Origin of the sequence: Agrococcus sp. TSP3-2-1 (assembly GCF_049897585.1) — a bacterium.
Taxonomy (GTDB): domain Bacteria; phylum Actinomycetota; class Actinomycetes; order Actinomycetales; family Microbacteriaceae; genus Agrococcus.
In genome coordinates this window covers 1-15,131 of record NZ_JAFCWN010000007.1, presented here as the reverse complement: position 1 = coordinate 15,131, position 15,131 = coordinate 1, and the positions used below count along the sequence as shown (strand labels likewise).

18 protein-coding genes are annotated in these 15,131 nt (G+C 73.0%); 9 read left to right on the top strand and 9 right to left on the bottom strand.

Going from position 1 to position 15,131, the window contains the following annotated elements; translation table 11 throughout:
- Nucleotides 1-5: 5 nt before the first annotated feature.
- From ACP7BI_RS10820 to ACP7BI_RS10810, 3 genes are read right to left on the bottom strand one after another with little or no spacing between them, the layout of a single operon-like run.
- The gene (locus ACP7BI_RS10820; protein ID WP_425846086.1) at nucleotides 6-803 is read right to left on the bottom strand and encodes an SURF1 family protein; all 798 of its coding nucleotides are present in this window, start codon (nucleotides 801-803) and stop codon (nucleotides 6-8) included.
- Complete coding sequence (locus ACP7BI_RS10815; protein WP_249295831.1) at nucleotides 803-1,054, bottom strand: hypothetical protein; 252 nt, start codon at nucleotides 1,052-1,054, stop codon at nucleotides 803-805. The genes ACP7BI_RS10820 and ACP7BI_RS10815 overlap by 1 nt, the downstream gene beginning before the upstream one ends.
- A complete protein-coding gene (locus ACP7BI_RS10810) occupies nucleotides 1,051-1,425 on the bottom strand; it encodes a DUF3099 domain-containing protein (protein WP_425846083.1) in 375 nt (124 codons plus the stop codon). Before ACP7BI_RS10810 ends, ACP7BI_RS10815 begins: the two co-directional genes overlap by 4 nt.
- 95 nt (nucleotides 1,426-1,520) lie before the next feature.
- Here ACP7BI_RS10810 and fabG point away from each other — a divergent pair, with 95 nt between their 5' ends.
- Complete coding sequence (gene fabG, locus ACP7BI_RS10805; protein WP_425846081.1) at nucleotides 1,521-2,228, top strand: 3-oxoacyl-ACP reductase FabG; 708 nt, start codon at nucleotides 1,521-1,523, stop codon at nucleotides 2,226-2,228.
- 26 nt (nucleotides 2,229-2,254) lie between these two features.
- Here the strand turns inward: fabG and serB are convergent, their stop codons facing one another.
- A complete protein-coding gene (gene serB, locus ACP7BI_RS10800; protein ID WP_425846079.1) occupies nucleotides 2,255-2,899 on the bottom strand; it encodes a phosphoserine phosphatase SerB in 645 nt (214 codons plus the stop codon).
- Nucleotides 2,896-4,131 (bottom strand): glucose-1-phosphate adenylyltransferase, encoded by a 1,236-nt coding sequence (gene glgC / locus ACP7BI_RS10795; RefSeq protein WP_425846077.1) that lies wholly within the window; start codon nucleotides 4,129-4,131, stop codon nucleotides 2,896-2,898. Before glgC ends, serB begins: the two co-directional genes overlap by 4 nt.
- Before the next feature lie 80 nt (nucleotides 4,132-4,211).
- On the opposite strand from glgC, the gene glgA reads away from it, so the two are divergent.
- The 3 genes from glgA (at nucleotide 4,212) to ACP7BI_RS10780 (ending at nucleotide 6,547) form a co-directional block, all read left to right on the top strand.
- Nucleotides 4,212-5,411, top strand: a complete 1,200-nt coding sequence (gene glgA, locus ACP7BI_RS10790) for a glycogen synthase (RefSeq protein ID WP_425846075.1) — start codon at nucleotides 4,212-4,214, stop codon at nucleotides 5,409-5,411.
- 10 nt (nucleotides 5,412-5,421) lie between these two features.
- The gene (locus ACP7BI_RS10785; RefSeq protein WP_425846073.1) at nucleotides 5,422-6,207 is read left to right on the top strand and encodes an ABC transporter ATP-binding protein; all 786 of its coding nucleotides are present in this window, start codon (nucleotides 5,422-5,424) and stop codon (nucleotides 6,205-6,207) included.
- A gap of 91 nt (nucleotides 6,208-6,298) precedes the next feature.
- On the top strand, nucleotides 6,299-6,547 hold the full coding sequence (locus ACP7BI_RS10780; protein WP_021009443.1) for a type B 50S ribosomal protein L31: 249 nt from the start codon (nucleotides 6,299-6,301) through the stop codon (nucleotides 6,545-6,547).
- A gap of 334 nt (nucleotides 6,548-6,881) precedes the next feature.
- Here the strand turns inward: ACP7BI_RS10780 and ACP7BI_RS10775 are convergent, their stop codons facing one another.
- On the bottom strand, nucleotides 6,882-7,619 hold the full coding sequence (locus tag ACP7BI_RS10775; RefSeq protein ID WP_425846070.1) for an exonuclease domain-containing protein: 738 nt from the start codon (nucleotides 7,617-7,619) through the stop codon (nucleotides 6,882-6,884).
- Nucleotides 7,620-7,667: 48 nt separating this feature from the next.
- On the opposite strand from ACP7BI_RS10775, the gene ACP7BI_RS10770 reads away from it, so the two are divergent.
- Nucleotides 7,668-8,564 carry an alpha/beta fold hydrolase gene (locus ACP7BI_RS10770; RefSeq protein WP_425846067.1) on the top strand — a complete coding sequence of 299 codons (897 nt, stop codon included), beginning with the start codon at nucleotides 7,668-7,670 and terminating at the stop codon, nucleotides 8,562-8,564.
- Nucleotides 8,564-9,643, top strand: a complete 1,080-nt coding sequence (locus tag ACP7BI_RS10765) for a glycosyltransferase family 4 protein (RefSeq protein ID WP_425846064.1) — start codon at nucleotides 8,564-8,566, stop codon at nucleotides 9,641-9,643. Before ACP7BI_RS10770 ends, ACP7BI_RS10765 begins: the two co-directional genes overlap by 1 nt.
- Before the next feature lie 21 nt (nucleotides 9,644-9,664).
- Here ACP7BI_RS10765 and ACP7BI_RS10760 read toward each other — a convergent pair whose 3' ends face one another.
- Nucleotides 9,665-10,477 (bottom strand): Sir2 family NAD-dependent protein deacetylase, encoded by an 813-nt coding sequence (locus ACP7BI_RS10760; RefSeq protein WP_425846062.1) that lies wholly within the window; start codon nucleotides 10,475-10,477, stop codon nucleotides 9,665-9,667.
- A gap of 54 nt (nucleotides 10,478-10,531) precedes the next feature.
- Between ACP7BI_RS10760 and ACP7BI_RS10755 the strand changes: the two genes are divergently transcribed.
- Nucleotides 10,532-11,329: a TrmH family RNA methyltransferase gene (locus tag ACP7BI_RS10755; RefSeq protein WP_425846061.1), complete on the top strand. Its 798-nt coding sequence runs from the start codon at nucleotides 10,532-10,534 to the stop codon at nucleotides 11,327-11,329.
- Entirely contained in the window at nucleotides 11,326-12,585 is a 1,260-nt protein-coding gene (locus tag ACP7BI_RS10750) for a D-alanyl-D-alanine carboxypeptidase family protein (protein WP_425846059.1), read from the top strand. The genes ACP7BI_RS10755 and ACP7BI_RS10750 overlap by 4 nt, the downstream gene beginning before the upstream one ends.
- Here ACP7BI_RS10750 and ACP7BI_RS10745 read toward each other — a convergent pair.
- A complete protein-coding gene (locus tag ACP7BI_RS10745; RefSeq protein ID WP_425846057.1) occupies nucleotides 12,582-13,394 on the bottom strand; it encodes an SGNH/GDSL hydrolase family protein in 813 nt (270 codons plus the stop codon). The genes ACP7BI_RS10750 and ACP7BI_RS10745 overlap by 4 nt on opposite strands.
- Before the next feature lie 83 nt (nucleotides 13,395-13,477).
- Between ACP7BI_RS10745 and dinB the strand changes: the two genes are divergently transcribed.
- Nucleotides 13,478-14,722, top strand: coding sequence for a DNA polymerase IV (dinB, locus tag ACP7BI_RS10740; protein WP_425846054.1), 1,245 nt, complete (start codon nucleotides 13,478-13,480; stop codon nucleotides 14,720-14,722).
- A gap of 6 nt (nucleotides 14,723-14,728) precedes the next feature.
- Here the strand turns inward: dinB and ACP7BI_RS10735 are convergent, their stop codons facing one another.
- On the bottom strand, nucleotides 14,729-14,971 hold the full coding sequence (locus ACP7BI_RS10735; protein WP_425846051.1) for a PspC domain-containing protein: 243 nt from the start codon (nucleotides 14,969-14,971) through the stop codon (nucleotides 14,729-14,731).
- Between the last annotated feature and the right edge of the window lie 160 nt (nucleotides 14,972-15,131).

The following is a 15,131-nucleotide window of genomic DNA, read 5'->3' as shown; positions in this document are numbered from 1 at the left end:
AGCGCTCAAGCGCGGTCGAGGATGTCGTCCTCGACGTCCGCATCGGAGGGCCGCTCGCGCTTCGGCCTCGGCGGGGGAGCATCGCCTCGCAGCTCCTCGCGCATCCCCCACGCGACGGCGGCGTAGCCGAAGAGCGCGAAGACGAACCACTGCAGCGTGTAGGAGAGGTGCGGGCCCTCGTCGAGCACGGGGCGCGTGGCGATCGCGACGTCGGCGGGCGCGGCGCCGTCCTCGCTCACGAGCAGCCCGTAGGCGCCGACGTACGTCTCGCCATCGATGCCCTCCGCGAGCGAGGGGAGGTTGACGGATGCGATCTGTCCCTCGGGTGCGCCGCGGCCGGGGATGTCGCCCTCGTTCGGACGCAGTCGGGCGACGACCGTCGTCGGCCCCGCGGGGGTCTCTGGGTCGGTCACGGGCCGCTCGGCGCCGGAGGCCTGGTCTATCCAGCCGCGGTCGACGACGAAGACGGTGCCGTCGGTCGTCCGGAACGGTGCGATGACGTCGAAGCCGACCTCGCCCCCGCGCCAGCGGCCCCGCAGCAGCACCTGCTCATCGAGCAGGTACTCGCCCTCGAGCACGACGGGCGTCCACTGCTTCGCGGGGTCGAAGGCCGCGGGGTCGGGCATGACCTCGGCGATCGCGGCCGGCGAGCGGTCGTAGTTCGACTCGAGCCGCTCGATCGCGGCGAGCGCCTCCTCGCGGCGGTTCCACTGCCAGACGCCGAACAGGCAGCACGCGATCGCGAAGATCGTCGCCAGCGCGACGTAGCCGAGCCAGCGCGGCTGGCGGAGGAGGGTGAGCATCAGGCGACTCGCTCCACCGTCTCGCCGAAGGCGGTCTCGACCACGGGGAAGCCGCGCGAGCGCAGCCACGCGGCGAGGCTCTCGCGGTGCTCGGGGCAAGCCGCCCACGTCTTGACGCGGTCCGCGTCGTGGATGCGCGGGTTGCGCCAGTGCAGCGCGTGGGCGGCCGCTGCCGAGCACCCGGCCGACGAGCACACCGCCGACGGGCTCGGCGCGCCGGCGCCGCCGTCGAGCATGCCGAGCAGGCTCATCGAGCCGCGCCCGGTCCGTCGCGCTCGGCGGGCGCGGTGCCGTCGAGCGGGTCGGGCGTGGCGCCGCCCCGCCACACGCGGTCGTCATCGGCGTCGCCGCTCGCGGCCGACGGACCGGCGGGCAGCGCGTTCGGTGCCTCGCGCACCTCGCCGGGCGCGTGCGTCGAGACGTTCGCGACCACGACCGCGAAGTAGGGGATGAGCACGGCGACGAGCGCGGGCGCGAGCTTCCACCAGCCGGGCACGACGAAGAAGATGCCGAGGCAGCCGACCCGCACGAGCATCATGTACAGGTACGTGCGGAAGCGCCTCTCACGATCCTCGTCTGGGGAGATCGGGAGGTCGGTGATCGACGCGGACCTTGCTCGCATGGCTGCACCACTCTACGCGCGTGCCCTTTGCGCCAGCCCTGTCTTTCGGGCTCGCCCTGCCTGCTCGGATGGCCCGGTCTTCTAGGCTGGCTCGCATGACCTCTCGCACCGTTCTCGTCACCGGCGGCAACCGCGGCATCGGCCGCGCGATCGCCCAGTCCTTCCTCGACGCCGGCCACCGCGTCGCGATCACCTCCCGCGACGGCTCCGGCCCCGAGGGCGCGCTCGCGGTCGCGGCGGACGTCACGGACGCGGCGTCGATCGACGCGGCCTTCACGCGCATCGAGCAGGAGCTCGGCCCGGTCGAGGTCGTCGTCGCGAACGCGGGCATCACGCGCGACACGCTGCTCATGCGCATGAGCGAGGAGGACTTCGCGACCGTCGTCGACACGAACCTCGGCGGCGCCTTCCGCGTCGCGCAGCGCGCCTCGAAGGGCATGCTGCGCGCCAAGTGGGGTCGCGTCATCCTCATCTCGAGCGTCGTCGGCCTCTACGGCGGCCCCGGCCAGGTCAACTACGCCGCCTCGAAGGCCGGCCTCGTCGGCATCGCCCGCTCGATCACGCGCGAGCTCGGCGCCCGCGGCATCACGGCCAACGTCGTCGCGCCCGGCTTCATCGCGACCGACATGACCGCCGAGCTCGACGAGAAGACGCAGGCGGAGTACAAGCAGGCGATCCCCGCGGCGCGCTACGGCAGCGCGGAGGAGGTCGCCGGGGTCGTGCGCTGGCTCGCGGGCGACGACGCCGCCTACATCTCGGGCGCCGTCATCCCCGTCGACGGCGGCCTCGGCATGGGCCACTAGCGCGGCCGTCGACGCGCAGGGGCGCGTCAGCCCGGCAGGATCGCGATGAGCTCGCGGAAGTCGGGCACGTCGACGACGTTGGTCGCGACCTCGCGCACGAGCGGCTTCGCGCAGAAGGCGACCGAGATGCCGGCCGATTCCATCATGAGCACGTCGTTCGCGCCGTCGCCGACCGCCATGACGCGCTCGCGCGGCACGCCGAGGTTCAGCCGCAGCGACTCGAGCGTGTCGCGCTTGGCCGCGCCGTCGATGACGGGACCGATCGAGCGGCCTGTGAGCCGCCCATCCGCGACCTCGAGCCGGTTCGCGCGCGCGTGGTCGATGCCGAGCCCGGCCGCAAGCGGGTCGAGCACCTCGTGGAAGCCGCCCGAGACGGCCGCGATGCGGCCGCCGCGCGCGTGCACCTCGGCGATGAGCTCGGGCACGCCGTCGGTGACCGTCACCTGCTCGCGGGCCGCGTCGAGCACCGAGACGGGCAGCCCCTCGAGCATGAGCAGGCGCTCGGCGAGCGAGGCGGCGAAGTCGAGCTCGCCCCGCATGGCGCGCTCGGTGACCGCCGCGACGTGCCGCTCGGCGTCGGGGCCGACCGCGCGCGCGAGCAGCTCGATGACCTCGTCGCGGATGAGGGTCGAGTCGACGTCGGTGACGACGAGCAGCGATGCCCCCGTCACAGGATCGTCGAGCCCTTCGGCACCGTGACGATGCCGGAGGCCGAGATCGAGAAGCCGCGCGCGCGATCCGCGTCGTGGTCGACGCCGATCTGCACGCCCGGGCCGATCTCGACCGCCTTGTCGATGATCGCGCGGCGCACGACGGCGCCTGCGCCGACGTGCACCTGGTCGAACAGGATCGCGTCCGAGACCGTCGCTCCCGCGTCGATCGTGCACCACGGCGAGACGACGCTGCGCACGACGCTCGCACCCTGGACGACGGATCCCGCGCCCACGATCGCCTCGTTGACGTCGGCCGCGCGACCCCACGCATCCCTCGTGAACTTCGCGGGCGGCGCGTTGACGGTCTGGGTGTAGATCGGCCACTCGCGGTTGTAGAGGTTGAAGATCGGCAGCGCCGAGATGAGGTCCATGTGCGCGTCGAAGAACGACTCGATCGTGCCGACGTCGCGCCAGTAGTACTTGTCGCGCTCGGTCGCGCCAGGCACGGTGTTGTTCTTGAGGTCGTACATCGCGGCCTCGCCGCGCTCGACGAACCACGGGATGATGTCGCCGCCCATGTCGTGGTCGGAGTCCTCGAGCTCGTTGTCGGCGATGACCGCCTCGACGAGCGCGTCGGCGTCGAAGACGTAGTTGCCCATCGAGGCAAGCACCTCGCCGGGGGCGACGGCGAAGCCGGTCGCGTCGGCGGGCTTCTCGTGGAAGGCGCGGATGAAGCCCGCCTTCTCGTCGTCCTCCTCGATGACGCCGAACTGGTTCGCGAGCTCGATCGGCTGGCGGATGCCCGCGACGGTCGCGCGCGCCCCCGAGGCGATGTGCGCCTCGATCATGTCGCGGAAGTCCATCCGGTAGACGTGGTCGGCGCCCACGACGACGACGATGTCGGGCTTCTCGTCGGCGATGAGGTTGAGCGACTGGAAGATCGCGTCGGCGGAGCCGGCGAACCAGTGCTTGCCGGTGCGCTGCTGGGCGGGCACCGAGGTGACGTAGGAGTTGAGCATCGACGACATGCGCCAGACCTGCGAGACGTGGCGGTCGAGCGAGTGCGACTTGTACTGCGTGAGCACGACGATCTGCCGCAGGCTCGAGTTGATGAGGTTCGAGATCGCGAAGTCGATCAGGCGATAGGCGCCGCCGAACGGCACGGCCGGCTTCGCCCGATCGGCGGTGAGGGGCATGAGCCGCTTGCCCTCGCCGCCTGCGAGCACGATCCCGAAGACCTTCTTGTCCATGGGTTCACACTACGGTTCTTGTCTGCACGCTGACCAGGAGCCCAACGGCGGGTGCGGATGCGCTGGCGTACTGTGAGGGCATGCGCGTCGACCTGCTCACGAAGGAGTATCCGCCGGACGTCTACGGGGGAGCGGGGGTGCACGTCACCGAGCTCGTGAAGGCCCTGCGGGAGTCGATCGACGTGCGCGTGCGCTGCTTCGGCGCCCCGCGCGACGAGGAGGGCGTGACCGCCTTCGACGTGCCGGCCGAGCTCGCCGACGCGAACGGTGCGCTCCAGACGCTCGCCGTCGACCTGCAGATCGCCGACGCGGTCGCCGACGCCGATCTCGTGCACTCGCACACCTGGTACGCGAACGAGGCGGGCCGGCTCGCCCAGGAGCTGCACGGCATCCCGCACATCGTCACCGCGCACTCGCTCGAGCCGCTGCGCCCCTGGAAGGCGGAGCAGCTCGGCGGCGGCTACCGCATCTCGAGCGACATCGAGCGGCGCGCCTACGAGGCGGCCGATCGCGTGATCGCCGTCTCCGACGGCATGCGCGCCGACATCCTGCGCTCCTACCCGTCGCTCGACCCCGAGCGGGTCGTCACGATCCACAACGGCATCGACCTCGAGGCGTGGGCGCCGCTGCCCGACGCGGACCGCGCTCGCGAGCTCGGCATGGACCCCGACCTGCCGGCCGTCGTCTTCGTCGGCCGCATCACGAGGCAGAAGGGTCTGCCGCACCTGCTGCGCGCCGCGAGGGCGCTGCCGGAGGACGTGCAGCTCGTGCTCGTCGCGGGCGCTCCCGACACGCCGGAGATCCTCGCGGAGGTCAAGGGGCTCGTCGAGGAGCTGCGCTCCGCGCGCGGTGGCGTCGTATGGATCGACGACGTGCTGCCGCGCGACGACGTGCGCGTGCTGCTGAGCCACGCGACGACCTTCGTCTGCCCGAGCGTCTACGAGCCGCTCGGCATCGTCAACCTCGAGGCGATGGCGTGCGGCGCGCCCGTCGTCGGGAGCGCGACCGGCGGCATCCCCGAGGTCATCGTCGACGGCGAGACCGGCTACCTGGTGCCGATCGACCAGGTGCAGGACGGCACCGGCACACCGACCGACCCCGATCGCTTCGTCGCCGACCTCGCCGAGGCCCTCACGCGCATCGTCGCCGATCCCGAGTCGGCCAACCGGATGGGCGAGGCGGGCCGTGCGCGCGCGGCCGAGCACTTCGACTGGCACCGCATCGCGGCCGAGACGCGCGAGGTCTACGAGCGCGTCATCGCCGAGCGCGCCGGTCGATAGGCTCGCTGGCATGGCGAACGTGCTCGAGCTCCGCGATGTCTCCTTCGTCCGGAACGGGAATCGGATCCTCGATGGCATCTCCTGGAGCGTCGACGAGGCCGACCGCTGGGTGATCCTCGGCCCGAACGGCGCCGGCAAGTCGACGATCCTGCAGCTCGCGGCCGCCGCGACGCACCCGACGACCGGCGAGGTGCACGTGCTCGGCGAGCGCATCGGCAAGGTCGACGTCTTCGAGCTCCGCACGCGCATCGGCCTGGCGGCGACGGGTCTCGCGCGCCGCATCCCGGCCGCCGAGCGGGTCGGCGACGTCGTGCTCACCGCGGCCTACGCGGTGACGGGCCGCTGGCGCGAGCAGTACGAGTCGCTCGACCTCGAGCGCGCCGCCGAGGTCATGGACGCGTGGGACCTGAGCTCCCTCGCCACGCGCCAGTTCGGTACGCTCTCCGACGGGGAGCGGAAGCGCGTCCAGATCGCCCGAGCCGTCATGACGGATCCCGAGTTCATGCTCCTCGACGAGCCCGCCGGCAGCCTCGACCTCGGCGCGCGCGAGTCGCTGCTCGCCTCGCTCGAGGAGTACGCGTCGAGCCCGCTCGCGCCGGCGATCGTCATGGTCACGCACCACGTCGAGGAGATCCCGCCGGGCTTCACGCACGCGATGCTGCTGCGCGAGGGCGGCATCGTCGCGGCGGGGCCGCTCGACGATGTGCTGACGGATGCGCGCCTCACCGAGACCTTCGGCATCCCGCTCGAGGTCGCGCACGAGGGCGGCCGCTGGTCGGCGCGCGCGAGTCGCTGAGCCTCGCCGGGCCTCGTCCCCACCTGATACACTCGTCTGTCGGCCCGCACGCCGACCGAAGACTTCCGCGCCCGAGCGACCAAGGAAACCCATGAAGACCGAGATCCACCCCGACTACCGCCCGATCGTGTTCCGCGACCTCGCCTCGGGCGAGACGTTCCTCACGCGCTCGACGATCACGAGCGATAAGACGATCGAGCTCGACGGCGAGACCTACCCCGTCATCGACGTCGAGATCTCGTCGGCGTCGCACCCGTTCTACACGGGCAAGCAGCGCATCATGGACTCGGCCGGCCGCGTCGAGAAGTTCAAGAACCGCTACAAGGGCTTCGGCGGCTGATCGCAGCGGCACGCACAGAGGGCGACGGGCTTCGGCTCGTCGCCCTCTCGCTTGTCCGCGGGAGCGACGCCCCGAGTCTCGACGCGGTCCGCGCGCAGAGTGCCGCGCCTCTGCGCCGATCGCCCTCGCGGACCGCAGAGTGCCGGAGCTCTGCGCTGACGGCGTCCGCGAACCGCAGAGTGCCGGAACTCTGCGAACGGCTCCGCGGAGCCGCTCGGTGGGCAGGCGCTGACGCGGCAGCGCACCGCGATCCGCGTCCGCGCGGAGTGTCGGAACTCTGCCTTGACGGTGCTCGCAGGCCGCAGAGTGCGCGGCACTCTGCGCCGCGACGACGTCAGGCGCGGAGCGGCCAGCCGCGGCCCGCGCTGAACGTGGGGTCGCTGCGGCGCTTGAACTCCTCGAAGCCCGCCGCCTGCTCGTCGGCCCACCGCTCGGTCAGCTCGTGGAGCGAGATGGGGTCGATGCGCAGCTCGGGGTAGCGGACGGTCATCACCTGCGCGAGCCGGCCCGCGGCGATCGCGTCGGCGCTCGCGTCGTGCGCATCGACGAGCTCGATGCCGTACACCTCCGCCGCGACCGAGAGCGTGCGCTTGCCGCGGCGGTAGCGGTCGACCTGCCGGTCGATGACCATCGGGTCGATGACCGGGCGGGCGTCGAGCGGCTCGATGCCGTAGCGGCGGCACTCGGCGGCGAGGAGCGAGAAGTCGTAGGCGGCGTTGAACGCGCACACCGCGAGCCCCGCGGCGAAGTGGCGCGCGAGCTCCTCGCGGATCTCCTGCACCGCGAGCGGCGCCTGCGCGCCCTCGGCGCGCGCCCGCTCGGTCGTGACGCCGTGCACGGCGGTCGACGCGGCCGGGATCTCGACGCCCGGGTCGACGATCCAGTAGCGGCCCTCGATGACGGCGCCGCTCGCATCGAGCACGCCGACGAACGCGGTCACGATGCGCGACTGCGCGGGATCGATGCCCGTCGTCTCGAGGTCGAAGACGGCGAGCCGGTCGATCCAGCGATCGGGCGCCTCGGGACTCACCTCGAGGATCGGCCGTCGCAGCTGCACGCGCGTCTCCGTCATGCGCCCACGGTAGCCCGCACCGCCCACACCCGCCGGTAGGCTCGACCGGTGCCAGTGGAAAGCGGAGCGCCGTCGCCCTACCGGGCGCTGCTCGACGCGCTCCCGCAGCGCGAGCGCGTCGTCGAGGTGGACGGCACAGCGACGGCCGTGTTCGAGTACGGCGAGCCGGATGCGGCCCCGATCGTCTTCGTGCACGGCTTCCGCGGCGACCACCACGGGCTCGAGCCGATCGCGGCGCACCTGCCCGGCCTGCGGGTCATCGCCCCAGACCTCCCCGGCTTCGGCGCCTCCGACGCCCTGCCCACCGCATCCATCGACGCCTACGCGGCGTGGCTCCGCGCGCTCGTCGCGAGCGAGGCGCCCGGCGCGGCCGTGCTCGGCCACTCGTTCGGCTCGATCGTCGTCGCGCACGCCGCCGCGAGCGGGCTCGACGCGAGCCGCATCGTGCTCGTCAACCCCATCGCGACGCCCGCGCTCTCGGGCCCCAACCGGCTCGGCTCGGCGCTCGCGCTCGGCTACTACCGCGCCGCGGCCGCCCTGCCGGAGCGCGCGGGTCTCGCGCTGCTCGGTGCCCCGCCGATCGTGCGCGGCATGAGCGCGTTCATGGCCAAGACGCGCGACCGGGACCTGCGCGCCTGGATCCACGGCCAGCACGACGCGTACTTCTCGAGCTACGCCTCGCGCCAGTCGGTGCTCGAGGCGTTCGACGCATCCATCCGCCACACGGTCGGCGAGGTCGCCGCCCGCATCGCGCAGCCCGTGCAGCTCATCGCCGCCGATCGCGACGACATCACGCCGCTGCGCGAGCAGCACCGGCTGCGCTCGCGCTTCCCGGACGCGCGCCTCGCGGTGCTCCACGGCACCGGCCACCTCGTGCACTACGAGCAGCCGCGCGAGGCCGCCGCGGTCATCCGGCGCTTCCTCGGCGAGGGCGCCGCGCGCTGATGCGCGTCCTGTTCGACTGCCGCTACGTGCGCCTCGAGCGGCACGACGGCATCTCGCGCTTCTCGGCCGAGCTCGTCGCCGAGCTCGCGCGCGACCACGACGTCACGATGCTCGTGAGCGACGAGCGGCAGCTCGCGATGCTCCCGCGGCTCCCGCACGTGCTCGGCCCCTCGCCGACCGGCCCGCTCGAGCCGCTCGCCGCGTGGCGGCTGCGGCGCGTGCGGGCCGACGTCGCGTTCTCGCCCATGCAGACGATCGGCTCGATCGGTCGCGCGTGGCCGCTCGTGACGACCGTGCACGACCTCATCTACTACCGCCACCCGACGCCGCCGCCGAGCCTGCCGGCGCCCGTGCGGCTGCTGTGGCGGCTCTACCACCGCTCGTTCGCTCCGCAGCGGATGCTGCTGAACGCCGTCGACGGCGTCGCGACGGTCTCGGAGACGACCCGCGGCCTCATCGAGCGGCACCGGCTCACGCGCCGCCCGGTCGCGGTCGTGCCGAACGCGTTCGCGCCGCTCGGCGAGCCCGTCGCGCACGCCGAGCCGCCGACGCGGCGGCTCGTCTACATGGGCTCCTTCATGCCCTACAAGGACGTCGAGACGCTCGTCGCCGCCGCCCGCCTGCTGCCCGAGCACGAGCTCCACCTGTGCAGCCGCATCGATCCCGCGACGCGCGAGCGGCTCGCCCGGCTCGCGGCAGGCGCATCCGTCGTCTTCCACGACGGCGTGACGGACGCCGAGTACGCCGAGCTGCTGCGCAGCGCGACCGCGCTCGTGCACGCCTCGCGCGAGGAGGGGTTCGGCATCCCGCTGCTCGAGGCGATGAGCCTCGGCGTGCCCGCGGTCGTCGCCGACACGGCGATCTTCCGCGAGGTCGGCGGCGATGCGGCGCGCTACTTCCCGGTGGGAGACGCGGATGCGCTCGCGCGCGCCGTGCGCGCCCTCGAGGGCGAGTGGGCGGCCGTCTCGCGCGCCTCCCTCGAGCAGGCCGCCCGCTTCAGCTGGCGCGCCTCGGCCGAGCGGCTCGGCGCCTTCCTCGCGGAGGTCGCCGCGGCGTCGCCGCGCAAGGGCTCGCGCTGACGCGCGCGACCGCCGCGCGGCTCAGGCGGGGGCGCCGAGCGCGTCGGCGATCGCGGTGAGCGACTCGCTCGTGCCGCCCTCGACGCGCGCCGCCGCGCGGCCGTCCCACTTCGTCGGTCCGCGATTGACGATCACGATCGGCACGTCGTCGCGCCGCGCGACCTCGAGCAGCCGCGTGCCGGAGTTCACGACGAGCGACGAGCCGGCGACGAGCACGACCTCGCCCGCCGCGACGATGTCGCGCGCCGCCGCGAACACGTCGACGGGCACGAGCTCGCCGAAGAACACGACGTCGGGCTTCAGGATGCCGCCGCACACGGCGCACGCGGGCACCTCGAAGCGCTGCGACGCGTCGATCTCGACGTCGCCGTCGGGCTGCAGCCGCACCTGCTCCGGCATGCGGATCCAGGGGTTCAGGCGCTCGATCTCGTCGGCGATGCGATGCCGGTCGAACGTCGTGCCGCAATCGAGGCACGAGACGGTGTGCAGCTGCCCGTGCACGTGCGTGACGTTCGTCGAGCCGGCGCGCTCGTGCAGGTCGTCGACGTTCTGCGTCGCGATCCCGGTCGTGAGCCCCGCGCGCTCGAGCCGCGCGAGCGCCCGGTGGCCCTCGTTGGGCTGCACCGCGGCGAACCGCTGCCAGCCCAGATGGCTGCCGGCCCAGTAGCGCCGACGCGCGTCGACGCTCTCGAGGAAGGTCGAGAACTGCATGGGCGTGCGCGGTGGCGCACCCTCGCCGCGGTAGTCGGGGATGCCCGAGTCGGTCGAGATGCCCGCGCCCGTCACGACCGCGATGCGGCGTCCGCGCAGCAGGTCGATGGCTGTGTCGAGCACGGTGAAACCCTAGCCCCGGTATCCTCGAACCCGACGGGGGAAGGCTGGGAGCGCATGCAGGTCGTGACGATCGACTCGCTCGCCGACCCTCGGCTCGAGGACTTCGTCGGCCTCACCGACGTCGCGCTGCGGCGTCGCACCGAGCCCGAGCGCGGCCTCTACATCGCCGAGTCGCAGACGGTGCTCGAGCGCGCGCTCCGCGCGGGCCACGAGCCGCGCTCCGTCCTCGTCGCGCCGCGCTGGCTGCCCGACGTCGAGCGGCTCGTCGACGGCCTCGACGTGCCGGTCTTCGTCGGCGACGAGGGCGTGCTCGAGCAGATCACGGGCTTCCACCTCCACCGCGGGGCGCTCGCCTCGATGCACCGACCGGTGCTCCCGGATGCGTCGGCCTTGCTCGAGCGCGCTCGTCGCGTCGTCGTGCTCGACGGCCTCGTCGACCACACGAACGTCGGCGCCGCCTTCCGCTCGGTGGCGGGCATCGGCGGCGACGCCGTGCTCGTCACGTCGACGTGCGCCGACCCGCTCTACCGGCGGAGCGTGCGCGTCTCGATGGGCACCGTGCTGCAGGTGCCGTGGACGCGCATCGACTCGCTCGAGGGCGCCATCCCCGTCTTCCACGGCGCGGGCTTCGAAGTCGTCGCCATGGCGCTGCGCGACGACGCCGTCGACCTCGACGAGTACGCGGCGGCGCCCGCGGACCGCGTCGCCCTCGTGTTCGGCTCGGAGGGACCGGGCCTGACGGCCCGCGCGATCGCCGCCGCCGACCGGGTCGTGCGCATCCCCATGCACCACGGCGTCGACTCGCTCAACGTCGCCGCGTCGGCCGCTGTCGCCATGTGGGCGCTGCGGTGAGCTCGCGCGCTCCGGCGACGGCCAGGCGCACGCATCCGCTCGTCGTGCTGCTGCGATCGCTCCTCGTCATCGCGCTCGTCGCTGCCGTCGCGCTCGCTGCCGCCGTGCTCGTGGCGCCGGCCCCGGCGATCGCGGGCGAGCCCGTGGAGGCCCCTGCCGCCGAGCTGCCCGCCGCGCAGGTCGAGTGGCCGGAGTCGGCGCGCGCCGCCGGCTACGGCGTCGTGGGCATCGACGGCGGCGCCGACGTCTGGCAGGCGTGGGGGAGCGAGGAGGCGCATCCGATGGCGAGCGTCGCGAAGCTCGTCACGGTGCTCATCGTGCTCGACGCGCACCCCATCGAGGGCGACTCGCGCGGCGCGCTCATCACGCTCGATCGCGACGACGTCGACGCGCAGGCGAGGGCGGTGCGCGAGAACGCGCCCATCGCGCCCGTCTTCGACGGCATGCAGGTCACGCAGCGCGACCTCATCGAGTGGTCGCTCGTCGACTCGGCCGGCAACGCCATCTGGTCGCTCGCGAGCTGGGCGTTCGGCGGCATGGACGGCTTCGCCGCTGCCGCCGCGGCGTGGACCGACCGGCACGGGCTCGACGACACCGTGCTCGCCGATCCGGCCGGGCTCGACGCCCGCTCGGTCTCGAGCGCGAGCGACCTCACGCGCATGGCGCTCATGGCCGTCGGCGACCCCGTCGTGCTCTCCACCATCCAGCTCGAGTCGGTGCGCATCCCCGGCATCGGCGTCGCCCCGAACACCAACCGCATCCTCGGCGAGCACGACATCGACGGCGGCAAGACCGGCACGCTCAAGGTGTGGGGGAGGAACCTCTTCGTCACCGCCATCAGGGAGGTCGACGGCGAGGCGCGCCGCGTCGTCGGGATCGTCATGGGCACGATCGCCGCCGACGAGACCGACGCGGCGATGGTCGCGCTGCTCGAGAGCGTCTGGCCGAACTTCGCCTCCCGCACGATCGTCGAGGCCGGCACCGTCGTCGCCGAGTACCGGACGCCGTGGGGAGCGGCGACCCGGGCGGTCGCGACCGGCCCGCTCGACGCGCACGTCTTCGCCGACGACGTCCCGGACTGGAGCGCGACCGTCGAGCCGATCGAGCCGGGCGCCGTGCCGCAGACGGTCGGCGAGGTGTCGCTCGAGCGCGGGGACGAAGCGGTGCCCGTGCGCACCGCGAGCCTGCTGACGCCCCCGGATGCGTGGTGGCGCCTCACGAACGCCCCGCTCGTGCTCGGCTGGTACTTCGACTAGTCGCGAGCGCTCTCGTCGCCGTGAGGGAGCAGCACCGGCCCCGCGGTCGGTCGCTTGGGCGAGATGGTGTCGCCCGAGGACTGGCCGCGCAGCCGCCGCAGCACCCACGGCGCGAGGTGCTCGCGCGCCCACTGCAGGTCGTCGCGCCGCATGCGCTGCCACGTGCGCACGGGCAGCGGCTCGGGTGCCATGGGCTCGAGCGCGTGCTGCACGCCGAGCGCGTCGAGCACGATGATCGCGATCGCGTGGTGGCCGAGTGCCGAGAAGTGCAGCCGGTCGGCAGCCCACATCTGCGGCTGCTGCAGCTGCCGCGCCGACCACATGTCGGCGATCACCGCGCCGTGCTTCGCCGCGACGCCGTGCAGGTTGGCGTTGTAGATGCCGACCTTCCCCCGGATCGCGCGCAGCACCGGCGTCATCGCGATGTCGGGACCGTTGAAGAGCACGACTTCGGCGCCCGTCGCGCGGAGCCGGCCGACCACCTCGTCGAGCCTCACGGCGAGCACGTCGGGGTCCCCGCCAGGCCGGATGAGGTCGTTGCCGCCTGCCGAGATCGTCACGAGGTCGGGCTGCAGCGCGATCGCCGGCTCGAGCTGCTCGTCGACGATCTGCTGCAGCAGCCGGCCCCGGATCGCGAGGTTCGCGTACTCGAAGTCGGGCCGCGAGCGCGCGAGCTCCTCCGCGACCCGGTCGGCCCACCCGCGCACGCCGTTCGGCAGGTTCGGCTCCTCGTCGCCCACTCCTTCGGTGAAGCTGTCGCCGAGCGCGACGTAGCGGGTGAACGGGTGCTCGAGGCCTGGGTGCTGCATGCCTCCATCCTGCCGTGCGTCCCGCCGTCGTCGATCGAGCGTTGTCTCGGAGCCGTGTCGCCGGTGCGTGGGACGATGGATGCGTGAGCAAGCAGGATGGGTCGAACCGGCTCGTCTCGGGCCCCGACGTCGACGACTCGACCGCGACGATCCTGCACGTCGACCTCGACGCGTTCTTCGCCTCGGCGTCGCTGCTCGCGAGGCCCGACCTCGTCGGGCTCCCGGTCGTGATCGGCCACGACTCGACGCGCTCGGTCGTCACCGCCGCGACCTACGAGGCCCGCAAGTACGGCGTGCACTCCGCGATGCCGATGGGGCGGGCGCTGCGGCTGTGCCGGAACGCGATCGTGCTCGAGCCCGACTTCCACCTCTACTCGCGCCTCTCGAAGCACGTGATGGGCATCCTCGACGACGTCTCGCCCGACGTCGAGCGGCTCGGCATCGACGAGGCCTTCGTCGGCATCGCGGGCCTGCGTCGCCTCTCGGGCGGCGCGAACCGCATCGGACCGGCGCTCCGGCAGCGCATCCGGGCCGAGACCGGTCTCGTCGCCTCCGTCGGCGCGGCGAGCACGAAGCACGTCGCGAAGCTCGCCTCCGGTCGTGCGAAGCCCGACGGGCTGCTCGTCGTGCCCGACGAGCACGTGCTCGACTTCCTCCACCCGCAGCCCGCGAGCGCCATCTGGGGCGTGGGGCCGAAGCAGCAGGAGCGCCTCGCGCGCTACGGGCTCCACACCGTCGGCGACGTCGCCCGCACGTCCCTCGAGCGGCTCGAGGCGTGGTTCGGCGAGGCGACCGGCCGCCACCTGCACGAGCTCTCGTGGGGGCGGGATCCGCGCGATGTGCGCGAGCGAGGTCACGAGAAGACCTTCGGCCACAACCACACGTTCTCGCACGACGTCGTCGATCGCACGGAGCTCCAGGGCGAGATCCTGCGGCTCGCGACGGGCGTCGGCCGGCGCCTGCGCGACGCGGGCGTGCAGGCGCGCACCGTGACGCTCACCGTGCGGTTCCACGACTTCCGCACCATCACGCGCTCGCGCACGCTGCCGGAGGCGACCGACGTCACGCGCGTGCTCGTCGAGACGGCGTGGTCGCTGCTCGACGCGCTCGGCGAGCTCCCGCCCGTGCGGCTCCTCGGCGTGCGGGCGAGCTCGGTGCAGGACGCCGCCGATCACGGGCTGCTGTGGGACGACACCGAGACGTGGGGGAGCGCGGAGCGCGCGATGGACGCCGTGCACGACCGCTTCGGCGCCGCGGCGGTCGCGCCGGCGAGCATGCTGCGCCGCGAGCGGAAGCGCGACGACACGGGCCCCTCCGGCGGTGACTGAGCCGGGTCAGCCCCGCCCGAGCCAGCGCTCGAGCGGGATCGAGCCGCGGTGGTTCGGCGTCAGCACCCACACGACCGCGTAGAGGCCCCAGCCGACGACCGGCAGCGCGAACAGCAGCAGCGTGATGAGGCGCACGATCCACACGTTGACGTGCGTCTTCGCGGCGATGCCGCCGCAGATGCCGGCGAGGATCCGCTGCGGGCCGCGGCGGAAGCCAGCCCGGCGGATGGATTCGAAGATGGAGGCCATGGTCTCACGCTAGCCGCGCCGGCTGGACGGCGGGAGGGAGAGGGTTATAGGCCAAAACGTGTGGATGGGATCCTGATCTAGCCGCGGAATCTCGGGCGAGTTCGGGGCGTGCTTTGCTCCGGCACCCTTAACCGTGCCGAACGCGAGCAACTCGTCGTCC

Bases quoted from the DNA above. Each gene is read 5' to 3' on its own strand.
- ACP7BI_RS10820 (WP_425846086.1), bottom strand. From the start codon at position 803: ATGCTCACCCTCCTCCGCCAGCCGCGCTGGCTCGGCTACGTCGCGCTG.
- ACP7BI_RS10815 (WP_249295831.1), bottom strand. From the start codon at position 1,054: ATGAGCCTGCTCGGCATGCTCGACGGCGGCGCCGGCGCGCCGAGCCCG.
- ACP7BI_RS10810 (WP_425846083.1), bottom strand. From the start codon at position 1,425: ATGCGAGCAAGGTCCGCGTCGATCACCGACCTCCCGATCTCCCCAGAC.
- fabG (WP_425846081.1), top strand. From the start codon at position 1,521: ATGACCTCTCGCACCGTTCTCGTCACCGGCGGCAACCGCGGCATCGGC.
- glgC (WP_425846077.1), bottom strand. From the start codon at position 4,131: ATGGACAAGAAGGTCTTCGGGATCGTGCTCGCAGGCGGCGAGGGCAAG.
- glgA (WP_425846075.1), top strand. From the start codon at position 4,212: ATGCGCGTCGACCTGCTCACGAAGGAGTATCCGCCGGACGTCTACGGG.
- ACP7BI_RS10785 (WP_425846073.1), top strand. From the start codon at position 5,422: ATGGCGAACGTGCTCGAGCTCCGCGATGTCTCCTTCGTCCGGAACGGG.
- ACP7BI_RS10780 (WP_021009443.1), top strand. From the start codon at position 6,299: ATGAAGACCGAGATCCACCCCGACTACCGCCCGATCGTGTTCCGCGAC.
- ACP7BI_RS10775 (WP_425846070.1), bottom strand. From the start codon at position 7,619: ATGACGGAGACGCGCGTGCAGCTGCGACGGCCGATCCTCGAGGTGAGT.
- ACP7BI_RS10765 (WP_425846064.1), top strand. From the start codon at position 8,564: ATGCGCGTCCTGTTCGACTGCCGCTACGTGCGCCTCGAGCGGCACGAC.
- ACP7BI_RS10755 (WP_425846061.1), top strand. From the start codon at position 10,532: ATGCAGGTCGTGACGATCGACTCGCTCGCCGACCCTCGGCTCGAGGAC.
- ACP7BI_RS10745 (WP_425846057.1), bottom strand. From the start codon at position 13,394: ATGCAGCACCCAGGCCTCGAGCACCCGTTCACCCGCTACGTCGCGCTC.
- ACP7BI_RS10735 (WP_425846051.1), bottom strand. From the start codon at position 14,971: ATGGCCTCCATCTTCGAATCCATCCGCCGGGCTGGCTTCCGCCGCGGC.